The following is a 23,891-nucleotide window of genomic DNA, read 5'->3' as shown; positions in this document are numbered from 1 at the left end:
GAGGGCGGCGATCAGTCGGCGCGCTCGAGGGGTTCAGCGGGCCATCCGAGGAGCCTGGCGCCCAGCGCTGCGGTCTGGAGCGTGTACCGCTGGTCAGCGTCGGTCGGATCGTAGCCGGTCAGTTGCCGGATACGGCCGAGGCGATAGGTGACCGTACGGACGCTGATGCCGAGTCGGCGTGCTGTCGCGGTGCTCACGCACCCGGTGGCGCAGTAGGCCCTCAGGGTGCCGAGGAGAGGGGTTGGTCCGCCGCGGGCCTGCTCCAGAGGGCCGAGCACGGTCGCCACGAGGTCGGTGATGGCCGCGCGGTCCCGGCCGAGGACCTGAAAGACCAGCAGGTCAGCCGCATCGACCAGGGGGGCACCGAGCTCCAGCCGCTCGGCGAGGTCGAGAGTGCCGCGCGCTTCCTGGTAGGAGCGGACAATCCCGCTCGGTCCGGGGCGGGAGCGACTGACGGCCACTTGGTGCGCCTTGACGCCGGACATGCCTACATGCCGGGCGAAGGCTCGTGACACACCGGTTTCCGCCGTGGGTGACACACACACCAGCAGTCCCTCCTTACTGGTGATGAAGACATCCCGCACGCTGAAGGAGGCGGCCATGCCTTCCTCGACATGCCGCGTGGCCGCGTCCCCGGCACGGAAGGGGGCGGTGGCCCGGGCTGCTGCGACGGTGTAAGGCCCTACCAGGCGGAGGGAAAACCGATCGGCTCGCTCAGCCAGCTGTCCTAGATCGGTACGCCCGTCGAGGAGGTCGTCGACGAATTCGCGCCGCATGGCCTCCTCCCGGCGAATGGCTTCCTGATGCCCGGCCTCGTACCCACGAGCGAGTGCGACCGTCGCTTCCCGCACCATCTGCCACGCCAGGGGCATCTGCCGCCTGTCAGTCAGATGACGGCCGGAGGCCGCATCCAACGACTCCTGGCACGGCTCCCACGCCGCAGTCAGCCACGAGCTGATCAGGTCTTCCAGCGCCACGCCGCGTTCCCCGGCCGACGCTGCGAGCGCGCGAAGAGCGACCAGCTCACCGGGCTGGAGAGCACGGCCCTCAGCTGCTGCCGCCGCCACGAGGCATGTGCAGCGGTCCACGAAGTCGGCGGCCTGTCTCACTCCGCCGCCGGTGCCCTTGGCCATGGCCGCTCTCTCCGTCCCGCAGGGTGTGTCCAGTTTGCCGGGGTTCAGCAATAAACGGCTGCCCAGACGGCCGTCCGTGATGCAGTCGGCGGTGCGTCGGCGCCCAGCGCAGGGGTAAGCAGAAGACCCGAAAGGAAACACCTCCGACTTCGGGTGCGAGGAGGTGGCCGTGTCGTCCCGGACCCATGCCGCCGCCGAACCGCTGCTTCACCGGGGCGCCCAGGCGCTCCCGGTAGCCCTCGCCTGCTCGCAGTTCCCACTGGCTCGATGGCCCAGGGGCTCACGGTGCTGGCCATGCGCATCGACGGCACGACCACGCCCGTGATCGCCGAGCAGGTGGAGGACGGGGTGCGAACGGCGGAACGGAAGGATCACATGGCTGTGCTGATCGAGCTGGACACCCCGGGCGGTTTCCTGCAGTCGACCCGGGACATCCTCCAGGTCTTCCTGGACTTTTCCGGGCCCGTCATCGTGCATGTGGCCCCTTCCGGGGCGCGCGCGGCGTCGGTCGGCGCGTACATCACGCCGGCGGGCCAGATCGCCGCCACGACGCCCGGCACCCATATCGGTGCCGGCACGCCCTTCACGGGAGAGGGCGAAAAGGCGAGCGCGAAGCTGATCAACGATGCGGCCGCGTTCGCCGTGTCGATAGCCGAGCAGCGCGGACGTAGCAAACCCTTCGCCGAGGCCATGGTCCGCGACGGTACCGCGCTGTCGGCGCAGGAGGCCGCGGAGGCCGAGGCCGTCGACCTGCTGGCAGTGTTCAGGGAAGCCTTCTTGCCGCGGTCGACGGCCGCCACGTCGGGGGAGCGGGCGGCAACGAAGTGGCGCTGCAGACCGCCGGGGCGCACATCGTCGAGCACGAACTGGGGTTCTTCGGTGAACCGCGTCAGATGCTCGCCGGTCCCGAGCTGGCGTATCTGTTCCTCTCGACCGGCACGCTCGCCGTGATCTACGAGCTGTCCACTCCGGACATGGGATTCGCCGGAGTGACCGGGGTGATCCTGCTCGTCCTCGGATTCGTCGCCCTGAGCGTGCTGCCGTGCCATGCGGCCGGTCTTCTTCTCCCCGGTCTCCCTGCGGCGCTGTTCGTCGGGGAGGTCCTCACGCCCGGTGTCGGGATCTTCGCCGCCGACGGTACAGCGTCCCTGCTGATGGCGGGCAACCTGCTCTTCCGGGGCGAGGTGAGCGTCTCACCGTGCTCTGGCCGACAGCGCTGGTCGTGGGCGCCGGCTCGGTACTCGCCGGGCGGCTGGCATGGCGCACCGTCTCCGCGAATCTCGACACTGATCTTCCCGCTCCCATGGAGATCCTGCGCCTGGTCGACATGCTCTGCTCCCCGGACGGCACACAACCCGTGCCGGTCAAGAAGGTGTGAACGCAGTCGAGCCCACCTGAAGGAATGATTGAAATGGCATCCGAATTGGACGAGGACCGCCTCCTTGCGGAAATCGAGCAACACCTGGCCCGGGAAGATCCCGACCTCGCGGCACGCATCAGCGCCTTGGACGAACAGTCCCCGACACCACGACACCGCCGGCCTCGGACGAAAACGAGCGTCAATGGGCCATGCGGACCTCCCTCATCCTGGCGGCCATCGCGGTCATAGGTCTCCTCCTCACCGCGATACTCGACGCGCCACCGGCTGCTGAAGAACAGCAGCGCCCGCCCACAGGCCAGGCAGTCGCCCAACTGCTGTACCCCTACGGCGGCAGCGACTGACAGGCCCCCGGTACGAGGATGACGTCGCATTGCGCCCCGGCGGTACCTCGACGCCCCGGGTAAATACCGCTCTTCAGGACCAGGAGGTAGCGACTATGGGTCCACCTCAGCACGAGCGGTCGGTCTTCCTGGGCCTGCTCCCATGGGCGGAACGCACAGCTGTCGCGCGGGCACTCCGCGCGGAGACAGTCGGCGGACTGGCGCTCCTGGTAGCGGCCGTGGTGGCGCTCGTCTGGGCCAACACCCCTTGGAGCGCGGCCTATGAGGCTGTACGCGACTTCCATTTCGGCATACCGGCCCTCGGGCTCGACCTGTCCGTGGAGCACTGGGCCTCCGAGGGGCTGCTGACCCTCTTCTTCCTCGTGGCGGGCATTGAACTCAAACGAGAACTGACCCTCGGAGAACTACGCACGCCGGCCAAAGCCGCACTTCCCGTGGTCGCCGCCGTATGCGGCATGGCGGTACCCGCCGGGGTGTACCTGGCGGTCTCCCTCCCCCGCGGCGGCGCGGCGGATGGCTGGGCGGTGCCCATGGCCACGGACATCGCCTTCGCCCTTGCAGTCCTCGCCATACTGAGCACGCACCTGCCATCCGCCCTGCGCGCCTTTCTCCTCACCCTCGCCGTCGTCGACGACCTGGGCGCCATCTTTGTCATCGCCCTGTTCTTCACCTCCAGCCTCAATCTGCTTGCCCTGGCCGGCGCCATCGCGGGACTCACGATCTTCTACCGCATGCAACGCAAACGTCTGCGCGGCTGGTGGTGGTACGTACCACTCGGCCTGACTATCTGGGCCCTCACCTACAACAGCGGCGTCCACGCCACCGCTGCCGGCGTCGCCATGGGGCTCCTCCTGCGGACCAGACGAGACCCGGACGAGCACGTCTCATGCGGCGAACGTACCGAACATCACCTGCGCCCGATCTCCGCAGGAATCGCCGTACCCCTGTTCGCCCTCTTCGCCGCAGGCGTGAGCATCTCGCCCAGCGCACTCGGCACCGTCTTCCGCGAGCCCGAACCACTGGGCGTGGTTCTGGGACTCGTGGTCGGTAAAACCATAGGCATCTTCATCGGCACGTACCTTGCCGCACGCTTCACCAGAGCCCAGCTCAACCCCGACCTGGCCTGGGCAGACGTGCTCGCACTCGCCGCCGTATCAGGCGTCGGCTTCACCGTCGCCCTCCTCATCGGCGAACTGGCCTTCACCAACCCGGTCGACGCCGAGCACATCAAAGCCGCCGTTGTCACCGGCTCGCTGATAGCCGCGGCCCTCGCCGCGATGCTCATCAAACGCCGCAACACCATCTACCGGCGCATCTACGAAGAGGAAAACCGGGATGATGACGAGGATTCCGTACCCGACATCTACCAACAGACCCCGCGGAGCTCTCGGCACAGGTTTCCATAGGCACCGCAAGCCGATGCCATGGCCTTGGTAAGTGCTGCAGGTCCGGGCAAATCCGCAGATTGGTCCGCCCGGACCCGAACATGGATGATTCCGCCACCCGACACCTGTGCCGCCGACGGCAACCGGCGCCCCCGGGAGAGGCCCCGTCACGCGCCCCGACTCCGGATTCTGTACAGAGCGCCCACTGCAACCGAGCGGGAGAGCATCCGGGAGCCACGCCAAAGAGACTCGACGTTGCGGCCATCAAGGGCAAGCACGGCGGTCGGCTCAGTCATCACCGGTGACATGCTCCCCATCGTGCTGCGGCGCCGCACGGCCAGCACGACCGCCTAGCAGGTCCATCAAATCTGAGCATCCCCGCGGCAAACGCAGGCAGAACCCGAGCCTGTCGAGCATCCACCAGGCGCTCGCCCAACACGAGAAGCGGCGGATCACCCGGGGCCGGTGAGCAGGCGCACGCCGGCATCGCCGCTCTCCAGAGGAGCCGGGAGCATTGCGGGCGGTTGGCGGGGCATGAGCGCATGATCTACGGCTCTACCTGCACCAAAGGCGCCGCAGCCCTTGGCGCTATACCCGGACAGGAGGTCCGTGGCCGGCCGCCCGGTGTGAGGACGACGACACCAAGCCCGCGCAGACGGCTCCGACACCGTCCTCGTCCCCGTCCCCTGCCGACCTCATGGCCTCGCAGTCCCAGCCGTCGGCTATCGACTCGGCCGCGTCAGTTGACCGGCCGCGGCCCCACGGATCCCGAGCAGCGATTCGTCCTCCAGATCGTCGCACTCGGGCGCCCGTCCCCCCTCGGCTGGCACTCCAGTCCCCCCGGCCCGCCTGCCGCCCCCTCCACCTCGACCACCGGGAAAAGTCACCGATGCCGAATCTCCGCCGCAGCAAAGAGTACGACGGCCAGCGGCAACCCCCACCAGGCGAACGCCGTCCCCTTGGCAGCCCGGTCGGCCCGGCTCTGAGACCGCAGGCCGGGGTAGAGGGAGAACACGGTCAAGGTATCCGCCATGCGGGTGCGTGGCTGAATCGACCGAGCCGACGGCTTGCCCATTGCGGCAGCAAACAGCCGGCCAGGATGTTCGAGGCAGGGCCCGGCGAACTCGAGCAGCCCGTCGCGGCGGAGTTCGACGTGACCCATCGCCGACCACGGCACACAGCGCACCGCCCAGAACCTGCTGACGTGCACTCCCTGCCGGTCCGCGGCGACGCGCCACATGCCCAGCCGGCAGCCCACCCAGGCGGCGACCACCGAGGTCCACGCCGCGAAGAACAACGAACCGGGCTGCGGACCCGCCTTCACGACGCACCTCCCCGAGCGTCGGACATGACGGCCGACCCGATCGCGGGTACGGTCGGCGCACGCTCTGCCTCACGGCGGTTGAAGCGCTCACAAAGCGTCGCCCCGAGGATGAGTCCATGTCCGGCGAAGAGGGCCGTGGGGACCAGCGCCATGCGCAGGAGCTCCGCAGCCTCAGGCTGTATCCCGGCCAGAGCGGTCGTGGGCGGAACCATCAGCCCGAGGTACAGAACGAACGCCGCAATCCCCTTCACCCTGAGCACGCCGAGCGTGGAATCCCGCCGTAGCCACCGTGGCGCCCGCCCGGCCAGCAGCACCCCGCCGAGAGGCAGCATCACAGCCGACCAGCCGACGATCCACAGCCACTGAAACATGAGCAGACCTCCTCCTTGCGGCACTGCGCTCAGCGCTGCCGGGCCACATTGGCGTCGTCGTCCTTGTCCGGGATCCCGGCGAGGTCATCGAAATCGAACAGTCTGGCGATGGGTACGTCAGTACTGCTGTGGGCGATGATCGAGAAGGCGATGCATACGGCGATCAGGGTGTACGCCTGCTCACCCTGTGGGATGCCGGCCTGGAGGACGAGGAGCCCGTAGACGACCGACGCGAAGCCCTTGGGTCCGAACCATGCGGCGACCAGCTTCTCGCGGCGGTCGAACCGCGTGCCGATGAACGAGAGCAGGAGCGATGCCGGGCGGATGAGCACGATCGCCAGGAACACCGCGACGTACCCGCCGATCGAGAGGTCCCCGAAGAGCTGCGGCGTCAACAGCGCGCCGAAGACGAGCAGGGCAGCGAACTTGGCCAGCTCCGCCAGTGCCTCACCGAGCGGCTCGAACGCCGTCTTGGCCTCTGGTGATACGGCGACGATGACAGCGCCGGCCGAAAAGGCCGCCAGGTAGGGGTTGGCGTGGGTGAGGTGGCACGCGGCGTACAGGATGATGCCGGTGGCCAGCGGCAGCAGCGGTTGCAGCTTCGGCTCGGCGCCCAGCAGCCGGAAGCGTACGAGTCCGTTGACGAGCAGTGGCAGCAGCACGCCGAAGGCCAAGCCGAGCCCCAGCTCAAGGCCGATTGTGCCCAGGGACGCGTCGGCGTGGCCACTGGTGGGGCCGGCGGCGGCGATGAGGATCAGTACGACTGGGAGGGCGAGCCCGTCGTTGATGCCGCTCTCCACGTTCAGCAACTGCCGTAGCTTCGCCGGTACTTCCTTGCGGCTGACGATGGCGGAGGCGAACACCGGGTCGGTCGGCGCGAGGACGGCGCCGACCAGGAAGGATGTCGTCCAGTCCAGGCCGACGAGGTAGTGGGTGACCAGGGCCATGCCGATGAAAGCAAGCGGCATACCGAGGCCCAGGGCCCGGGCCGGGTTCTTCCAGTTGGCACGCAGCTTGGGGAACGACACGTGCATGCCGTCGGTGAACAGCACGGCGAACAGCGCCAAGTCGGCGGTGACGGCGACGATCTCGCTGTCCGGCGTGATGTGGATCAGCCCAAAGGAAGCCGTCGCTGACGAGCGCGCCACCGACGAGGAAGAGGAAGGACGTGGACAGCACTGTCCGGGCCGCGAGGCCGGCAGGGCGACGACGCACGGCGGTTCACCGACGCGCTGGCCGAACGGTTACCGGGCATCGACGTGGACCCGTCCGTGCTGGTCGACGAGACGCACGTGCCCACGGCCGGCCCCGAGAACGGCCTGAACTCTCACACAGGGGTCGACACCACCGCGGTCAGCTGCGCAACCCCCAGAACCAGGCAGTCCAGAGCGCTGGGGGCAGACCACGGTCCTTCGTTTCGCGAACGACAGCGCAGTGATCATGAAGGCGAAGGCGCCCGTCCTGTCGCCGCGATCCCACAGATCACCGCTCATGCTGCTGCGCCCGACATGATCTCGACCACACGAACGCCCCCGGCCCTCGGTGGCGTCGCTCAATCGCCGGACCTCTGTCCTGGGTCCGGCACCTGGGGCGCCCCCGCCGCCTTGGCTTCGGCCTTCGCGTCACTCACTACGGCGGCGGCCCTCTTCGCGACCTCATCAGCAGCCGCGGCAGCGTCGAGCGAAAGCGACGATCCTGCGTCGAGTTCCGGCGCCCCGCCTTCGTCCGCCGTGCCGTCGGCACCGGTAGTGGTCGCTTCCTGCTCCGGTTGCGCGGATCCGGGAGGACCCATCGTCGACCGATCACCGAAGGCACTGGTGACAGCGCGAACTGCCTCGGTCAGCTCCCCCGGGATCACCCAGAACGTGTTGTTGTCGCTCTTCGCCAGATGCGGGAGCGTCTCAAGGTACTTGTAGGCCAAGATCTTTGGGTCGGCATTATTGCGATGGACGGCCTGGAAGACGCGCTCCACCGCCTTCGCCTCTCCGTCCGACCGCAAGATCATGGCCTGCTGCGTGCCCTGCGCTTCCAGGATGTCCTTCTGCTTCGTCCCCTCTGCGGTAAGGATCTTGGCCTGCCGCTCGCCTTCGGCGTGCAGGATGGCCGCGCGCTTGTCGCGTTCGGCCCGCATCTGTTTCTCCATCGCCTCCTTGATGGTGGCCGGTGGATCGATGGCCTTGATCTCGACTCGGTTGACCCGGATCCCCCATTTGCCGGTGGCATCGTCAAGGACGGCGCGGAGTCGGGCGTTGATCTCCTCCCGCGAGGTGAGCGTCTCCTCCAGGTCCATGGAGCCGATGACGTTCCGCAGCGTGGTCACGGTGAGCTGATCGATCGCCTGCAGATAGTCAGCGACCTCGTAGGCCGCCGCCCGCGGGTCAGTGATCTGGTAGTAGAGCACCGTGTCGATGTTCACCACGAGGTTGTCCTCGGTGATCACCGGCTTGGGGTCGGACGAATACACCTGCTCACGCACATCGAGTTTGGTGTTGACACGGTCCGCCACCGGCACGACGAAGTTCAAGCCGGGTTGCAACGTCCGGCGGTACCGGCCGAACCGCTCGATGTTGTAGCGGCGCGCCTGCGGGACTATCCGCACCGTGGCAGCCACGAGGAAGACGACAACAATCGCCGCCACGAGAATCAGGATGACCACCGGATCCACAGTTCCTCCGCTGGGGTGTTTTCAGCCGTTCACGGAAGCAGTTCGCGGGGGTAGACGACAGCGGTGGCGCCTTCGATCTCCATGACGTCCACCAGCGCCCCCACAGGGATCACCAGACTTTCGTCGAGAGCGCGAGCCGACCACGCCTCGCCAGAGATCTTGATCAGCCCATGAGTCGCGGTGACCTCCTGCATGACCTCGGCCCGCTTGCCGACCAACGCATCGCTCCCCTCGCGGATGAGGGGTGCGCTCGCCATTTGCCGCAGCGCGAAAGGACGGACCACGACGAGACCCGCTGCCGCTGCCGCTGCGAACGCCACAAGCTGGCCAAGGAGACCGATGCCTATACCGGCGACCACGGCAGCGACCAGGGCAGCGCCCGCCAGCAACCCGAAAACCAGCGTCAGGGTGAGAAACTCCGCGACACCGAGCGCTGCGGCGGCGAGCAGCCATGCGAACCACGGCATCGAATCAGCCTCCCTTAGGGGACCTATTCACCACATACCCATTGAAATCAGGACACAACCGACCCGTCCCAGCCGGTCTGAAGTCAGGACGTCCGGATGGGGCAGGAGGTCCACCCGCGTTGGCGGTGCCGGTGCGGCAGTCACGCCTGCCCAGGCTCACCCTCCGTAGGGGTGCACATGCTCATCACTCCTCCGCCGAAGGCCGGCCACCGTGACGCGGCGCATGACCGGGGAGTGCGAGAAGGCGCCTCACGGACTCGCGTGCAGCTCCGAACCGGAGCAGTGTTCGTCCTGACTTGGCTCTTCACAAACGCAGCTACGTACTCGCGTAGCAGCACGCACAGCTCGTGCCGCTCCGCCTCAGCCGGAGCTCCTCCTCCTCATCCTGCTCGCGCTTTGCGCGCGGGCGGCTACAACCGGTGGTCCACCAGCCCGCTGCGCACGAACGCGTGTGACGACGTGCTCCCCGCCGACCAGGCACGTTCCCTCCTCGGAGAGGCCATGGCGTCGTGGAGGCCGGGACGGCAGCGATGGAGCGATACGTTCCCGCAGGTCTTCAAGCACACAAGATCACAGGCGGCCGGACTACCAGGAGACCGTCGAGTGTGCAGCGGATGACTGCGATGACTCCGTTGGCATGGTTGCTCCCCGACCATCGCCACTTCAGCGCGTCGAGGGCGACTCGAATGAGCCGGCCGACGTCGAGATTGTGGGTGATGACAAGCTCTTGGCGCGGTACGTCGCTGACAACAGGCCAGGGCTTCTCGCACGGCGCATCCAGCGGACCGCAGATCTGCTGGGACAACCGCTCTGCCGCTGACCCGGGCCGCAGAGGCCACGGGCGCGTGTGTCAGCGGCGGCGGAACGCGGTCCGGTAGGCCGACGGCGTCGTACCCACCTGCCGGGCGAAGTGGTGCCGGAGCGTCTCGACCGATCCGAGTCCGGTCGCCTCGGCCACTCTCCCCAGGGGAAGGTCCGTCGCCTCCAGCAACTCGCGGGCGCGTTGCACCCGCTGGGCCAGCAGCCAGCGCAGAGGCGTCGTGCCCGTCTGGGCGCGGAAGTGCCGTGCCAGGCTGCGCCGGCTCATCATCGCGTGCGTGGCGATGTCGGCGAGGGGGAGCGGCTCGGCGAGCTTGCCGCGCATCCAGCGCAGGGTCTCGCCGTGGTCACCCGAGTCGATGCCGGGTGTCGGGTACTCGATGAACTGGGCCTGGCCGCCGCTGCGTTGCGGGGGCGTGACGAGGACACCTGCGGCGGCCGCCTCCACGGCCGCTCCGTGGTCGCGGCGCATCAGGTGGAGGCACAGGTCCAGGCCCGCGGCGATGCCCGCCGATGTGAGCACTTGTCCCTCGTCGATGTAGAGGACGGAGGGGCCGACGTCCGTCCCCGGGAACCGCTCGGCGAGCGCGTCGGCGAAGCGCCAGTGCGTCGTCGCCCGTCGTCCTTCGAGCAGGCCGGCGTGCGCGAGAGCGAAGGCTCCTGTGCAGATGGACGCGATCCGGGCTCCTCGAGCCGCTGCCGTACGCAGGATCCGAACCCCCCGCTCGTCCGGCGACCGGTGGGCGGGGATGCCGGGCACGACCACGGTGTCCGCGTCCAACGCGTCGTCCCAGGACCACGAGGAGGTGAGCCGGAACGGTTCCGTCGGCCCGGCGGTCGCCGTCATCTCCCGGTCGACGCAGACCCACCTCGTACAGCGGTGTCCCGTCCGTACCCACGGCGAGCGCGAACACCTGGCACGGTATGTCCAGATCCAGGGCCGAGACGCCTTCAAGCGCCAGAACCGCGACGGTGCGCATGTCTCCGGAGCCTACGTCAGGTGGTCGGCCCGCGGATCGTGCCCCGGTCTTCGTTGGCCTGCGCGTGAGAGCCACCCGACGTGGGCCGCTCACCTACGCGTCCCGAGTGCGGCTGTGTCGCGACCGGCCCCCGGCCCCTGACCACGATGCGGCGACGACACAACGGCTAGACCGACCTCGCCAACCACTTCCACCGGTAGGAGCAGATCTCCCGCGTGCGGGACCTCACTGCACGCCGACAGTCAATGCGGAGGGGCTGCAGGGCGGGCATGGAGCTGCGGGAGCCCGAACTACGCCGTGCGCGCTTTCACCGTCCGGGTTGCTCGGGGCATCCGGACGCCGGGACGCCTGGGCCTCCTGGCGTCACACTCACGTTCCTTCAGGGAGGAATCGCTTGTCCCCTCTGAAGAGACGACAGACGCTTCTCACCGGTGCCGCCACGGCGGTCGGCGCGGGCCTGGCAGGAGTCACGCTGCCCACGAAGGCTGTGGCCTCACCCGCCGCGGCAACCGGCGAGCCGGCGCGGGTGCACCCGGTTCAAGTGTGGCGGACGCCGTACGTGTCCGGGGCTGGACGGCATCGGGCAGTCCTGCCGTCGCCTCCCGGACGACCAGGGCATCGTCCTCCCCGGTGGCTGATCAGCGCCTTGCCCTGTTCCACCTTGCGGAACAGCCGGCTGATCACGAACAGCATGGCGATGGCGATGAGCAGGACAACGGCCACGAGCACGCCGATGCCCCAAGAGATGGCGTCCATGAGGAATCCCCGGATCGAAGGGTGTGAGCTGAAGCAGTAGAGGGCGGCGGTCAGCCGCGGGGGTCCAGCGCCTTGTCGAAGGGCGCGACCCAGAAGAACGCGCCGGCGTCGTCGTACGCGTACAGCAGCCCCGTGCTGCCGAGCGCCAGCGGACTGCCATCGTTCCGGCGGACCTGCACGACGGCGGTGGAGCCGTCCCGCGCCGCGACCTCCGCCTGGCCGAAGTCCGCGTCCACCCGCCCGGTGCGGATGGTGCAGGTGGAGCCGACGAAGTCGTGCAGGGACGGCCCGGGTTCATCGGGGAAGAGCTTGGCCAGCAGGCGGACGAGCGCACGGGTCAGACACCAGGAACTGATCACGGAGGCGATCAGCAGGACGGTGTCGAGCAGGTGGACCAGTGCGTCGGACCAGCCCGTACGGGCCAGCAGCACCGACCCGGAGACGCTGAAGAACCAGCACAGGATCACCAGCGACGAGGCCGACACCGAGACGGGCACCCCGCCGAGGCTCAGGGCGTTGGTGTCCACGTCCGCGTCGAAGCTGTCGTGGTTGGCGACGCCGAGCAGCACCAGCAGCCAGAAACCCATGACGACCACGAGAGCGGCGGTGAAGAGCACGGCGGGGAAGGTGGCGACGGCATGCAGAAATTCGGCCATGACTTCTCCCCCCTCGATCCGGTGCTGTGACGTGCTGCCTTCCTGGCTCCGGCATCGATTCCCGACCGCCCGACCCCGGCGGGCTTATCTTGGCAGCGTGGCGCAGGTGTTCGCATTGCCGTTCACCGGCAACCTTCACGCTTCCATGATGCCGGTGGCCGTCCCACCCCCGACGCATGGCACTCTTGACGTTTACGCGTCAGGAAGGCGTCATCGGCGCGTGCGTCAGGAACGGGGAGTGGTCATGGCGGAGCGGGGCACCACCGAGAAGTATGTGGAGGGGTACGCCCGGATCCTTACCGATGCCTGTGCCACGGGTAGGCGGTTGAGCCGCGACGAGCTGGAAGCGCTACGCGCCCAGGGTGAGCGGGCGGCGGAGGCCGGCGTCGGACTCCGTTTGCTGGTGCGGGCCCACCTGTCTGCCGCTCAGGACGTGAGGACACAGCTGCGTGGGACTGCCGCTGACCATCTGCTCGCGGCGGTGGAGCAAGCCGTGGACGCCTTCGCCGAAGGCCACGAGCGGGCACAGCAGCTCGCGATCCGCCAGCAGGAGGCCGCCCGGCGGGAGTTCATCGACGACCTGTTGCACGGCCGCAGCGATGTCGGCCGTCTCGCCGAACGGGCTGAGCGTTTCGGGCTGTTGCTGTCCCACGCCCATGCGGTCGCCGTGGCGCAGGGCCCGGAGCCGTACGACGACGGCTATTCAGTCACGCGTGGCATCGAGTCGTCTCTCGCGGCCCGCTTCGGCGACCGCCGGATCCTGCTGACCACGAAGAACGGGAAGCTCATCTGCATCGCGCCGGGCGACCAGGCCGACCTCCTGGCCTTCTTCGCCAAGCAGGCGTACGCCGCGACCGACGGCGGCCGAGTGGCCATCGGCCGAGCCCACCCGGGCGTCGGCGGAGTCGTCCACTCCTACGAGGAGGCGCTCAACGCCCTGGACCTGGCCGAGCGGATGAACCTCGACGAGCCCGTGCTGCACGCCGCCGACCTGCTCGTCTATCCGGTCCTCACCCGCGACCGGCAGGCCATGGCCGACCTCGTACGCACGGTGCTCGGCCCGTTGCAGCAGGCGCGCGGTGGGGCACGCCCGCTCATCGACACCCTCACCGCGTATTTCGACACCGGCTGTGTGTCCGCCGAGGCCGCCCGGCGCCTCTCCCTGAGTGTGCGCGCCATGACGTACCGGCTGGAGCGCATACGCAAGCTGACCGGCGCCGACCCCGGCGACCCCGTCCACCGCTACACACTCCAGACCGCCGTCATCGGCGCCCGCCTGCTGGACTGGCCCGACCAAGAGCTCTGACCACCATCCGCTCACGCACCGAAGGCCGCGGCCCGGCGCTGGGCCCAGCAGCAACCGGTGCGGCTGATCGACGGTGCCGGTGCGGAAGCGAGCGGCGTCGGTCACGCCGCTGCCGGACCGACTCCCGCTCGGGTCCTCCTGCCGGCGACGCTTCCCGGTGCTTGGGCAGGCGCCGCGCCCGGTGGCTGGCGCGCCCCCTCCGATGACGCGCCACCCGGGCGAAACGGCAGCGGTCAGAACGCTCGTACAGCAGCCGCTACCGCGTCCGGCCGCTCGTCCATGAGCAGGTGACCCGCACTTTCCACGACCTGTACATCGACGCCGAGGCCGTGGCGCGTTGCCGGCCCCAGCGCCTCCGGAGGGAGGAACACGTCATGGCGGCCGGTCTTGACCATGCACGGTGCCGAGCGCCTGTCACTCAGCAACGTCGCAGGCAGCGGTGCGGGGACCAGGCTGCTGCGGCACGAGGCGGCGACCATGCTCATCCAGGTGGCGAGATTCTCGGGAACAGGGCTACTGGGAGCCACCATGTGGGCCAGCAACCGTCTCGCGCTCCGAACGGACGGGCGTACGAGCCAGGGGACCGTGGCCCTCATCACCGATGGGGAGACCCTGAGGCGAGTCAGCCCGGCAGGCGACACCAGGATGCGGCCGGTGATTCTCGACGACGAACAGGCCAGGGCGATTGCCCCACCGAGGGAGTGACCGACGACTACGGCGGGACCCGGCACGGCAGACTCCAGGGCCTCGCTCAGCCAGTTCCTGTACCAGGTCATGCGTCTGGCGCGGCCTCAACTCCCCGCTCAGCCCTGGCTGGCCCGGCAGATCCAGGACGACCGTGTGCCACTCGCCGGACAGTGCGGCGATCGTCGCGAGGGACACCGCCGCGTTCATGTTGGTGCCGGGCAACAACACGATGCTCGGCGAGATGCCGGTGGGAGCAGGGCCGGCTGTGACCACGCCGGTGATGCCCGCTGACGTCGTCAGCTCCTGGCGTGCATGCTCGACGGGCCAGGCGTCGAGCTGACCAACGCACCACCTGCGTACCAGATCCCGGGCCTCGACGCTCCTGTAGATCGACGCTGCTGTCGCGCTCCGCATCGGTAGTCCCTTTCGAGTCCACCCTTCAAGCCTTCCGCTTCGTCGGCAGGGGCGAGCCAGGGGCGGACGGCGGCACCGAGTACATGCTCCCCTCCGCCATCCGCCCACACCCCGGTCGGGTCAGTCGGATATGTCGATCTTCCCGTCGGACTTCGCGTGCTGCTCGGCTGCAGGCGCCGCCCCGCCGGTGCGCGTGGTGATGCCCTTGAGGAGTTCGGCCAGGTCTACGCCCGTGGCGGAGCCGAGCAGCTCCATCCCCTGGGCGACGTTGTCGGTGACCGTGCGCGTCAGCTTGCTCGCGCCGTCGGTGGAGATGACCGTCATCCTGTCGATCGCAGCCAGTGGTTCGGCTGCCTTGCCGACGACCTGCGGCAGGACCTCGACCAGCATCTGGAGCACCGCCGCGTCACCGTACTGGGCGAAGGCGTCGGCCTTCTTGCGCATGGCCTCGGCCTCCGCCGACCCCTTGGCGGCGATCGCGGCGGCCTGTGCCTCGCCCTCGATGCGTACGGCGTCGGCGAGCGCGGCCCGGTGGGCCTTCTCGCCCTCACCGGTCAGCCGAGCACGCTGCGCTTCCGCCTCGGCCTCCTTGACCTGAGCGATACGACGCGCCTCGGCCTCCTGCTCGGCCTGGTAGCGGGCCGCGTCGGCCGGCTTGCGGACCCGGGTGTCGAGCTCGCGGTCGGTCAGCGCGGCCTGCCGCTCGGCGACCTTCTCCTGCTGGCTCAGGATCTCCTGCTGCCGGTCCGCCTCGGCGAGCGGGCCGGCGGCAGCGGCCTTCGCAGCGGCTTCATCGGTCTCGGCCTTGATCTCGGCCTGCTTGAGCGCGAACGTCCGCTGGGCGATCGCGATCTCCTCCTCGGCCTTCAGCCGGGCCTGCTCCGACGCCCGCCGGGCCACCGCCTCCGCGATGTCCGCCTCCTGCTTCGCGCGGGCCGCTTCAGGGCGGCCGAGGTCCTCCAGGTAGGAGCCCTCGGTCGTGATGTCCTGGATCTGGAAGGCGTCCAGGACCAGGCCCTGGCCGGAGAGGCTGGCCTCGGCCTCCTCGGCGACCTGCCCGGCGAACGCGGCCCGGTCCCGGATGATGTCCTCGACGGACATCCGCCCGACGATGGACCGCAGGGCGCCGGACAGCACCTCCTGCGTGAAGCCGACGATGCCGTCCTGCTGCATCAGGAACCGCTGGGCGGCCGCCCGGATCGAGTCCTCACCACCACCGACCTTGACGATGGCGACACCTTCGAGGTTGGCCTTCACGCCGCGCAGAGTGACCGCGCCGCGGACGGCGACGGGTATGTGACGGGAGGAGAGGTCGAGGGTGAACTTCTGCTGGACGAACGGCACGACGAAGACCCCGCCGCCGACCACGACCTTCTGGCCGCTGTTGTCGGTGAAGACGCGTCCCGTCTCGGGGTCGGTGGACTTCTTCCCCCGGCGGCCCGTGATGATGAACGCCTCGCTCGGACCGGCGACCTTGTACCGCGTGATCACGACGAGGGCGAGCAGTACGAGGAGTACGACGACTCCCACCACTGCGACGACGACTGGACTCATGGCGTATCCCTCCTGCCTTCCCGAGGAGGGCAGATCGAGTGGGGTGGTCTATGGGAAGGGCGAACAGGCCCGTCAGCGCTCGACGAGACGTACGCGAACCGAACTGGGCGACATCGCTTCCTCGACCCAGACCTCGGCGCCCCGCTGAACGGGATCGTCCGACCTGGCGGCGAACTTCACCGGCTGACCGGCCACCCTGAGCAGCACCTCGCCGTAGCCGTCCACCGGGATGGCCGTGACCACGGACCCGGCGATGCCGATGAGGTCGTCACCACGCGGGGCGTCCGCGCTCTGATCGCTCATGAGGGCGCGGCTCAGCCTCCAGGTCAGCCATCCGGCGCCGATGCCGGTGAGCGCTCCGGCCGCCGTGGCCGGGCCCGCCCCCAGACCGGTGCTGCCGAGCACGATCGCGCCCGTGAAGCCGAGCATCGAGACGAACCCGGCGATGACCGGCAGCGACAGCCAGCCGTCGAAGAGCCCGTCCAAGGCCCCGCCGAAGAAACCCTCCAGCACCCCGTCCAGGACGAGCGAGGCAGCGAGCAGCACGATCCCCGCTATGCCGAGACCGAGAAACAAGCCCATGCGCGCACCTCCCTACCGCGGGTGATCCCCGAGGTGACCGGATGGTCCCACCCGCACACGCCCGCGTTCATTGCCATCCACCGGCAGTCTTTACGCCTCCTTGATGCCGACCTCGTGCGCCGTGGCCGCTTGTCGCTGTGCGGTCGGGCTCAGCGTTCACCGTCACTCACCGCTCGGGTTTCCGGCTCGTGGTGCCTGCCCAGCAGTTCGGCCAGGCCCTGGCGGGTGGCGGCAAGTACAACGCGGTCGTCGGGCTTGAGGACGTACCCGGGGTGGACGTTCCAGACGAGGCCGGTGGCGTGGTGTCCGCCATCCGCCGGGTGCGGGCTCGCCAGGTCGGGGCGCCGGTCGGCAGGTGCGGTGGTGTCGAGGGCGAGGACGCGCCAGGCACCGGGCCGGAACGCCTCCTCGATCGTGTGGCCCTCCAATTGCGGGTGACCGGCGACCACGAGCGCGGCGAAGACGAGCACCCTGCGCTCGACCGGTATGGCACCGAGAATCTGGCGGCCCATCATCGCTCCGGCAAAGGCGGGTGCCGCGAGGTGGGACACGCTGCGACTGCGGGTGACCGCGTCCGGGTGCGCGGCGCGCAGGGTGCGGTAGACGGCGGTGGCGAAGTCGTCGTCGTACAGCCGCAGGGACACGCGCAGGTCCGGCATGACCGTACGGGCGTAGAGCGCGGCCTCCAGGTTCGTGGTGTCGGAGCTGGTCAGGGCGAGCAGGGCGTGCGCCCGGTGGATCTTGGCCGCCTCCAGTACCCCTTCCTGTGTGACGTCGCCGATCACGATCGGCACACGGAGCCGGCGAGCCAGCGCGACGCCCCGGGCTTCGGGGTCCTCCTCGACGCAGACGACCGGGATGTCGAGGTCACGGAGCTGGGCCAGGACGCGGGTGCCGACCTTACCGAGGCCCAGCAGAACGAGGTGTCCGGACAGGCCGCGGGGCGGTCGGCGCAGAGCGGAGGCGCTGCGGAAGGCGCCCAGCGCCTCCAGTGCACCGGCAACGAGGAGGGGCAGCAGGGCGAGCCCCACGAGACCCGCCAGGAGTTGGAGCACCTGGCGTGAGAGGGGTTCGTCGACCGCCGGGTCGTTGATGGAGAACAGGTCCAGCAGTGTGACGTAGGCGGCATGGAGTGGGTGGTCCCCGGTCGTCAGCCAGGAGGCCACAGCCAGAGCGACCACCGCGAGGCCGAGGCCCGCGACGGCCCAGCGCAGGCGGCGGGAGAACAGCTCGGAGAAGCGGATGCCCCGGCGGGCCAGCCGTCTGGCCGGGACAGGGGGGCCTGTGTGGGTGACGGCTTCGAGGACGACGGTGCCCCGCCCGGTGGCGGAGGCCACCATGCACGGGTCGGGCAGCAGCTGCGGCCCGTCGGCACCGCTGCTGTCCGAGCCCTCTTCGCCCGCCGGGTCGGTCGTGGTGGCGGAGAGCAGGGCGAGAGTGCACAGACTTGGATCGGCGAGCTCACCGAGGCGGGGCGGGGGACGGCACCGTCTCCGGCGGCCCGATGCACTACCTGCCCAAGGGCCTGGCCGACCGCTTCGGCAAGAACGGCAAGACCTTCGGCAAGGTCCTCGCCGTCCTGGCCTCCTTCTTCGTGCTGTTCTTCGGCCTCTTCGGCGGCAACCTGTTCCAGGTCAACCAGTCCTACGCCCAGCTCGTCTCCGTCACCGGCGGCGAGGACGGCCTGATGGGCTCCTCCGCCGGCGCCCTGTTCTTCGGCATCCTGATCGCCGCGCTCGTCGGCATCGTGCTGCTCGGCGGCATCCGCTCGATCGCCAACGTGACCAGCAAGCTCGTCCCCGCCATGGCCGGCATCTACATCGCCGCCTGCCTGGTCGTCATCCTGGTCCACGTCAGCGCCGTCCCGGCCGCCGTCGCCACCATCATCGAGGGCGCCTTCAACCCCCAGGGCGTCGCCGGCGGTGTCCTCGGCGCGCTGATCATCGGCTTCAAGCGGGCCGCGTTCTCCAACGAGGCCGGTCTCGGCTCCGCCCCGATCGCCCACTCCGCGGTCAAGACCAAGCACCCCGCCAGCGAGGGCCTGGTCGCCCTGCTGGAGCCGTTCATCGACACCGTCGTCATCTGCACGATGACCGCGCTGACCATCGTCATCGCCAACCCGGCCAGCTATGTCGAGCTCCGTCAGGGCGGTGAGTCCATCGGTGGTGTCACCATCACCTCGGACGCCTTCGCCACCGTGCTGCCCTGGTTCCCGTACATCCTCACCCTCGCGGTGATGCTGTTCGCCATCTCCACGGTGCTGACCTGGGGCTACTACTGCATGAAGGCCTGGACGCACCTCTTCGGCCGCAGCCGGACCAGTGAGCTGATCTTCAAGGTCTTCTACACCCTCTTCGCGGTCGCGGGCTCCCTGCTGACGCTCCAGACGCTGATCGACATGGCCGACGCGGTGCTCTTCATGCTCGCCGTCATCAACATCATCGGCCTGTACATCCTCGCCCCGGTCGTCAAGCGCGAGCTGAACTCCTTCCTGGAGTACGTCCGCGCCCGCAATGCCGGTGAGATCACCGAGGACGACGAGGACCAGGAGTCGGTGAAGACCACCGTCTGACCCCCCGGCGGCCCGGCTCCTTGAGCGGGCCCGTACACACCTCGCGCCTTGGTGTGGACGGGCCCGCTCGTCATGCCCTGCGGGCGGTTTCAGCAGGTGAAATGCCATCTGGTGGGATCGCGTACAGGCAGTTAGGGTGTGAAGAACGCGTCAAGAACCGCCGGTTGGCGGCAGCACGAGACGCGCGGTGTGCCGGGAAGTCTGGTCGGCGTCCCAGGGGCTCGTATGCCCTCGATCCGACCCCCCGGAGGTTCACCAATGGCGGCTGACCCGCGCGAGCGCTCGCCCTTCCTCGGCCTGCTGCCCCTGCCGGAACGCAACGCCGTGGTGCAGGCACTGCGGACCGAGACGGTCGGCGGGCTGGTGCTGCTCTCGGCAGCCGTGGTCGCGCTCGTGTGGGCGAACACCCCGTGGAGCGGCGTCTACGAGCGGATACGCGACTTCCACTTCGGCATACCGGCGCTCGGGCTCGACCTCTCCGTGGAGCACTGGACCGCCGACGGATTGCTGGCCGTCTTCTTCCTGGTCGCCGGCATCGAGCTCAAGCGCGAACTGGTGGTCGGCGAGCTGCGCACACCCGCCACGGCGGCCCTGCCGGTCGTCGCCGCGCTCTGCGGCATGATCGTGCCCGCCGCCCTCTACTCCGCCACGGTCATGGCCGGTGGAGGCAGCATGGAGGGCTGGGCCGTACCGATGGCCACCGACATCGCCTTCGCCCTCGCGGTCCTGGCGGTCCTCAGCACCCACCTGCCCGCCGCGCTCCGGGCCTTCCTCCTCACCCTCGCCGTCGTCGACGACCTCGGCGCCATCCTGATCATCGCGGTCTTCTTCCCCAGTGACCTGAACTTCGCCGCGCTCGGCGGGGCCCTCGCCTGCCTGGCCGTCTTCTACGCCCTCCAGCGGTTCCGCGTGCGCGGCTGGTGGTGGTACGTGCCCCTCGGCGTGGTCACCTGGGCGCTGATGTACAACGGCGGCGTCCACGCCACCGTCGCCGGCGTCGCCATGGGCCTGATCCTCCGAACCACCCGCGACGAGGGCGAGACCGCGTCCCCCGCCGAACGCACCTCCCACCTGCTGCACCCCTTCTCCGCGGGCGTGGCGGTGCCGCTGTTCGCCCTCTTCGCCGCCGGCGTCGGCGTCTCGGCCGCGTCCCTCGGCGAGGTGTTCACCCGGCCCGAGCCCCTCGGGGTGGTCGTCGGCCTCGTCGTGGGCAAGACGCTGGGCATCTTCGCCGGTACGTACCTGGCCGCGCGCTTCACCCGCGCCCGACTCAACCCGGACCTGGCCTGGGCGGACGTCTTCGCCCTCGCCGTACTGGCCGGCATCGGCTTCACCGTGGCCCTACTGATCGGCGAACTGGCCTTCCCCGACCCGGCAGCCGCCGAACACATCAAGGCCGCGGTTCTCGTCGGCTCCCTCATCGCCGCCGCCCTGGCGGCCCTCCTCATCAGGCGCCGCAACGGCGTCTACCGGCGCCTGTACGAGGAGGAGGAGCGCGACGACGACCACGACGGCATCCCCGACATCTACCAGCGCAGCAGTGCCGCCGAACACTGACACGCATTGGGCCCCATGGGCCCGTCCGTGCTGACGATCGCCCGCTGCAGCCTGCCGACTGACTCGGCCCTCCTGCAGGCCGAAGACGTCACCGATGGAGAAGTTCTGCCGCGGTGAAGAGCGCGGCGGCCAGCGGCACCGCCCACCAGGCGAACGCCCCGCCTGTCACAGCCCGGCCGGCTTGGCCCTTGGGGCGCAGGTCGGGGCGTCTGGACAGCACCGTCAGTGTGTCCGCCGCCTGCGTGCCGGCGCTGGAGCGGCGGAGCGGACGGCTTGCCCACAGCGGCAGGAAGAGGCCGGCCATGGGCGCCGTACCGGGGCCGAAGAACTCGAGGAATCCGTCGTGGCGAAGCTCGACGCGATCCATCACGGACCACGGCACGCATCTCACCGCCCAGAACCTGCGGATGTGCACTCCGTCCAGGTCGGCGGTGACGCGCCACATGCCCAAACGGCAGCACACCCACGCGGCGACCACCGAGGTCCATACCGCGAAGAACAACGGGCCGGGCTGCGGATCGGCCAGGAACCCACCGGCCGGACGATCGGCGAACGCCACGAGCACAGCACACCACCCCGCGGCTGCGACCCCGCCGGTCCCTCCCGCGCGCCAGACGAGCGGCCCGGACGGTGCTTCCATGCCGGCCGCCAGTTCCTCGATGCGCAGTCGCCGCTCCCGCCGCTATCGACGCCGTGCGCCGCGCCGGTCCACGGCCGTCACCGTTTCTCGCCGCACATGCGCAGAACCGCGGCGATGAGCAGAAGTACCGCTCCAGCACCCAGCAGGGGCGAGCCCGGCCCCGGAAGCACGTACATCACGCTCCCGGCAACAAGGAGAATCGCGCCGGTCATGGCCAACCACCGACCGGCCGCGCGCCCCGGGCGCCCTGTCACGACGCACCCCCCTGGCGGCCGGACGTGACGGCCGACCAGGGCGTGGGAACAGCGGCTGAGGCCGCCCGCTCCGCCTCACGGCGGTTGAAACGCTCGCAGAGGTTCGCCCCCACGATGAGCCCTTGTGCCGTGACGACGGTCATGGGTACCAGGGCCATGCGCATGAGGTTCGTGCTCTCGGCCGGCATTCCGGACAGAGCCGTGAGGGGCGGAACCAGCAGACCGAGGTACAGAACGAGTGCTGCGATCCCTCGCACCTTGAGCCCGCCGAACGTGGACTGCCGCCGGATCCACCCCGGCACACGCCCCGCCAGGAAGGCCGCGGCGAGAGGCAGCATGATGGCCGACCAGAAGGCCATCCACAGCCAATGGAACATTCACTCTCCTTGAGGGCGCGCGGAACCAAGGGGCTGCGGGAGCCTCTGCCGGCGCCTACGCGATGCGGCGATGGTGACACCGATTCCGTCACAGGTCATTGCCTGTGCACGGCAGTCCTGTCCGCCGTCGCCTGCCGGGCCGCACCAGACCCCGGCACAGGCTGGTACCTGCGCTTCGGGGCTCGACCGTTCGCACGGTGTCATCACCGCGGGCCCGGCGCAGCGGATGCACCGTCGTGGTCCTGGCCCGCGCGGTCGGCCGGCGATCCGTCCCGGCTCTCCGGAATCCCTGCGAGGTCACCGACGTCGAACAGTCGGGCAATAGGTACGTCGGTGCTGCTCTTTCGACCGACGCGAGAAGCTGGTCGCGCCTTGGTTCGGGCCCTCCAAGGACGCCTCGGCGTGTGCGCCGCTCGGGTCCGTGAACAGCACAGCGGACAACGCCAAGTCGGCGGTGACCGCCACACGATCTCGCTCTCCGGCGTGATGTGGATCAGCCTCGAGAAACCCGTCACTGACGAGCGCACCACCGACCAGGAACAGGAAGGACCTGGACAGCACAGTCCGGGCCGCGAGCCCGGAGAGCGGAACCGCGATGAGCAGTGCGGCACCGACCCGTCCGACGAGCGCGGCTTACGAAACGCGGCACTTGTACCTCACACCCGTCTTGACGACGTGGGCGGATGACCGCAGTGAGCGCACCCCCGGGGAGCCGGTAGTCGGGGGTGGAGTGGTCAGGCCACGGAACACCCGTGGCGAGCCGCCGAAGCAGTGGCGAAGGCCGTCAGCAACCGTTGCGGGTCCTCACGGCCGACACTGCTTCGAACCCCCTTTTCGGTGTCCGGCCTGGAATTTCCTCAAACTTGAAGTACGCCGTCCCCAGGGCGCCCCTGCTGGGGTGCGACCGCATGAACGCACCCTTCACGCTGCCGGGACAGCGGTAGTCGAGGTACGTCTCCTGCTGCGCGGATGGCCCGGAGTAGGCGGTCAGTCGGACGTGGTGGCCCTTGGCCGGCAGCTTCACGGAGCACTCCTCGGTGAGCGCGCCTCCGACCGGCATCTCCGACACCGTCGCTATCCGCAGCCGGGCGGCGTCCTGCGGGCCGAGGACGCCACGACAGGTTCCCTCCGCCTGGGCCGCAGGACGCCTCTGCCACCTGCTGCGGTCGACGGTCGCGGGTCGCTGCCCCAAAGGCCCCTCGCACCCGAGTCGCTCGGCCGCGCGCCGGGCCGACTCGGTGGCGAACCGGGCCACTTGGAGCACCTGGGCGTCGGAGAGTTCGTCGATGTCCTGGCGCGCTTCGGCCAGGACGAGGAGGCCGTTGCCGGGCAGGGAGGCACCGTCGACGAGCACTCCCGCTTCGGGCCGGTCCGTGACGGCGAAGGAGCCGTTCCAGCCTAAGCCCATCGGTGTCGCCGAGGTATTCTCCGCCGCGCCGCTGGCACGGTGGGCCGCTGCCGGACGGATGTTCGGCTTGAGCTGCACGGCCCCCTCGCCATGGGCCCATGCCGCACAGTATTCGGTCTCTTGGTCCACCCACTCCGCGGTGTGACCACCGAATTCCGGCTCGGCGCCGCCGAAGGGTGCCTGGCGCTCCATCAGAACGAGCGTCACAGGCACCATTTCAGCGAAGAATATTGCCCGTAACGCCCCACGACCGCAGGTCATC

At 69.3% G+C, this 23,891-nt stretch carries 20 protein-coding genes and 5 pseudogenes; 9 read left to right on the top strand and 16 right to left on the bottom strand.

The features are described from left to right. Positions 1 to 11: 11 nt before the first annotated feature. A complete protein-coding gene (locus tag ACIA79_RS19515; RefSeq protein ID WP_399429546.1) occupies positions 12 to 1,133 on the bottom strand; it encodes a PucR family transcriptional regulator in 1,122 nt (373 codons plus the stop codon). 267 nt (positions 1,134 to 1,400) lie between these two features. Here ACIA79_RS19515 and ACIA79_RS19510 point away from each other — a divergent pair, with 267 nt between their 5' ends. From ACIA79_RS19510 to nhaA (ACIA79_RS19490), 5 genes are all read left to right on the top strand, one after another. Then, positions 1,401 to 2,084: a hypothetical protein gene (locus ACIA79_RS19510; protein WP_399429545.1), complete on the top strand. Its 684-nt coding sequence runs from the start codon at positions 1,401 to 1,403 to the stop codon at positions 2,082 to 2,084. A 247-nt stretch (positions 2,085 to 2,331) separates the two neighbouring features. Beyond that, positions 2,332 to 2,511, top strand: a complete 180-nt coding sequence (locus ACIA79_RS19505) for a hypothetical protein (RefSeq protein WP_399429544.1) — start codon at positions 2,332 to 2,334, stop codon at positions 2,509 to 2,511. 24 nt (positions 2,512 to 2,535) lie between these two features. Further along, positions 2,536 to 2,742, top strand: coding sequence for a DUF3040 domain-containing protein (locus ACIA79_RS19500; protein ID WP_399429543.1), 207 nt, complete (start codon positions 2,536 to 2,538; stop codon positions 2,740 to 2,742). After that, complete coding sequence (locus ACIA79_RS19495; protein WP_399429656.1) at positions 2,703 to 2,855, top strand: hypothetical protein; 153 nt, start codon at positions 2,703 to 2,705, stop codon at positions 2,853 to 2,855. Before ACIA79_RS19500 ends, ACIA79_RS19495 begins: the two co-directional genes overlap by 40 nt. 95 nt (positions 2,856 to 2,950) lie before the next feature. Then, on the top strand, positions 2,951 to 4,261 hold the full coding sequence (nhaA, locus tag ACIA79_RS19490) for a Na+/H+ antiporter NhaA (protein ID WP_399429542.1): 1,311 nt from the start codon (positions 2,951 to 2,953) through the stop codon (positions 4,259 to 4,261). Positions 4,262 to 5,123: 862 nt separating this feature from the next. Here nhaA (ACIA79_RS19490) and ACIA79_RS19485 read toward each other — a convergent pair. The 6 genes and pseudogenes from ACIA79_RS19485 to ACIA79_RS19460 form a co-directional block, all read right to left on the bottom strand. Beyond that, on the bottom strand, positions 5,124 to 5,564 hold the full coding sequence (locus ACIA79_RS19485; protein WP_399429541.1) for a hypothetical protein: 441 nt from the start codon (positions 5,562 to 5,564) through the stop codon (positions 5,124 to 5,126). Further along, positions 5,561 to 5,935, bottom strand: coding sequence for a hypothetical protein (locus ACIA79_RS19480; RefSeq protein ID WP_399429540.1), 375 nt, complete (start codon positions 5,933 to 5,935; stop codon positions 5,561 to 5,563). Before ACIA79_RS19480 ends, ACIA79_RS19485 begins: the two co-directional genes overlap by 4 nt. Positions 5,936 to 5,964: 29 nt before the next feature. Continuing rightward, positions 5,965 to 7,150 (bottom strand): annotated as a pseudogene (locus tag ACIA79_RS19475) (cation:proton antiporter). 337 nt (positions 7,151 to 7,487) lie between these two features. Then, positions 7,488 to 8,600 carry an SPFH domain-containing protein gene (locus ACIA79_RS19470; RefSeq protein WP_399429539.1) on the bottom strand — a complete coding sequence of 371 codons (1,113 nt, stop codon included), beginning with the start codon at positions 8,598 to 8,600 and terminating at the stop codon, positions 7,488 to 7,490. 29 nt (positions 8,601 to 8,629) lie between these two features. Continuing rightward, positions 8,630 to 9,067, bottom strand: coding sequence for an NfeD family protein (locus tag ACIA79_RS19465; RefSeq protein WP_399429538.1), 438 nt, complete (start codon positions 9,065 to 9,067; stop codon positions 8,630 to 8,632). An 850-nt stretch (positions 9,068 to 9,917) separates the two neighbouring features. Then, positions 9,918 to 10,733 (bottom strand): helix-turn-helix domain-containing protein, encoded by an 816-nt coding sequence (locus tag ACIA79_RS19460; protein ID WP_399429537.1) that lies wholly within the window; start codon positions 10,731 to 10,733, stop codon positions 9,918 to 9,920. A 687-nt stretch (positions 10,734 to 11,420) separates the two neighbouring features. Between ACIA79_RS19460 and ACIA79_RS19455 the strand changes: the two are divergent. After that, positions 11,421 to 11,501: pseudogene (locus ACIA79_RS19455) on the top strand (DNA repair ATPase); the annotation flags it as partial. 171 nt (positions 11,502 to 11,672) lie between these two features. Here ACIA79_RS19455 and ACIA79_RS19450 read toward each other — a convergent pair. Beyond that, positions 11,673 to 12,278 carry a hypothetical protein gene (locus tag ACIA79_RS19450; RefSeq protein ID WP_399429536.1) on the bottom strand — a complete coding sequence of 202 codons (606 nt, stop codon included), beginning with the start codon at positions 12,276 to 12,278 and terminating at the stop codon, positions 11,673 to 11,675. 244 nt (positions 12,279 to 12,522) lie between these two features. On the opposite strand from ACIA79_RS19450, the gene ACIA79_RS19445 reads away from it, so the two are divergent. Further along, the gene (locus ACIA79_RS19445; RefSeq protein ID WP_399429647.1) at positions 12,523 to 13,584 is read left to right on the top strand and encodes a PucR family transcriptional regulator; all 1,062 of its coding nucleotides are present in this window, start codon (positions 12,523 to 12,525) and stop codon (positions 13,582 to 13,584) included. Between the two features lie 233 nt (positions 13,585 to 13,817). Here ACIA79_RS19445 and ACIA79_RS19440 read toward each other — a convergent pair whose 3' ends face one another. The 4 genes and pseudogenes from ACIA79_RS19440 to ACIA79_RS19425 form a co-directional block, all read right to left on the bottom strand. After that, entirely contained in the window at positions 13,818 to 14,360 is a 543-nt protein-coding gene (locus ACIA79_RS19440; RefSeq protein ID WP_399429535.1) for an alpha/beta fold hydrolase, read from the bottom strand. A 445-nt stretch (positions 14,361 to 14,805) separates the two neighbouring features. Next, a complete protein-coding gene (locus ACIA79_RS19435; protein WP_399429534.1) occupies positions 14,806 to 16,239 on the bottom strand; it encodes a flotillin family protein in 1,434 nt (477 codons plus the stop codon). A gap of 72 nt (positions 16,240 to 16,311) precedes the next feature. After that, positions 16,312 to 16,821 carry a hypothetical protein gene (locus ACIA79_RS19430; RefSeq protein ID WP_399429533.1) on the bottom strand — a complete coding sequence of 170 codons (510 nt, stop codon included), beginning with the start codon at positions 16,819 to 16,821 and terminating at the stop codon, positions 16,312 to 16,314. A 149-nt stretch (positions 16,822 to 16,970) separates the two neighbouring features. Then, a pseudogene (locus ACIA79_RS19425) lies at positions 16,971 to 18,305 on the bottom strand (potassium channel family protein); the annotation flags it as partial. On the opposite strand from ACIA79_RS19425, the pseudogene ACIA79_RS19420 reads away from it, so the two are divergent. Next, positions 18,302 to 19,393, top strand: a pseudogene (locus ACIA79_RS19420) (alanine/glycine:cation symporter family protein); the annotation flags it as partial. The pseudogenes ACIA79_RS19425 and ACIA79_RS19420 sit on opposite strands and share 4 nt — an antisense overlap. A gap of 258 nt (positions 19,394 to 19,651) precedes the next feature. Beyond that, entirely contained in the window at positions 19,652 to 20,950 is a 1,299-nt protein-coding gene (gene nhaA, locus ACIA79_RS19415) for a Na+/H+ antiporter NhaA (protein ID WP_399429532.1), read from the top strand. An 88-nt stretch (positions 20,951 to 21,038) separates the two neighbouring features. Here nhaA (ACIA79_RS19415) and ACIA79_RS19410 read toward each other — a convergent pair whose 3' ends face one another. From ACIA79_RS19410 to ACIA79_RS19395, 4 genes and pseudogenes are all read right to left on the bottom strand, one after another. After that, entirely contained in the window at positions 21,039 to 21,509 is a 471-nt protein-coding gene (locus ACIA79_RS19410; protein ID WP_399429531.1) for a hypothetical protein, read from the bottom strand. Positions 21,510 to 21,840: 331 nt separating this feature from the next. Then, on the bottom strand, positions 21,841 to 22,221 hold the full coding sequence (locus tag ACIA79_RS19405; protein WP_399429530.1) for a hypothetical protein: 381 nt from the start codon (positions 22,219 to 22,221) through the stop codon (positions 21,841 to 21,843). A 417-nt stretch (positions 22,222 to 22,638) separates the two neighbouring features. Beyond that, positions 22,639 to 22,824, bottom strand: a pseudogene (locus ACIA79_RS19400) (sodium:proton antiporter); the annotation flags it as partial. 181 nt (positions 22,825 to 23,005) lie between these two features. Next, complete coding sequence (locus tag ACIA79_RS19395; protein ID WP_399429529.1) at positions 23,006 to 23,836, bottom strand: hypothetical protein; 831 nt, start codon at positions 23,834 to 23,836, stop codon at positions 23,006 to 23,008. Positions 23,837 to 23,891: the final 55 nt, after the last annotated feature.

The sequence above is a fragment of the Streptomyces sp. NPDC051310 genome (assembly GCF_044455245.1).
In the GTDB taxonomy this organism is placed as follows: domain Bacteria; phylum Actinomycetota; class Actinomycetes; order Streptomycetales; family Streptomycetaceae; genus Streptomyces.
This window is presented reverse-complemented; position numbering and strand designations above follow the sequence as displayed.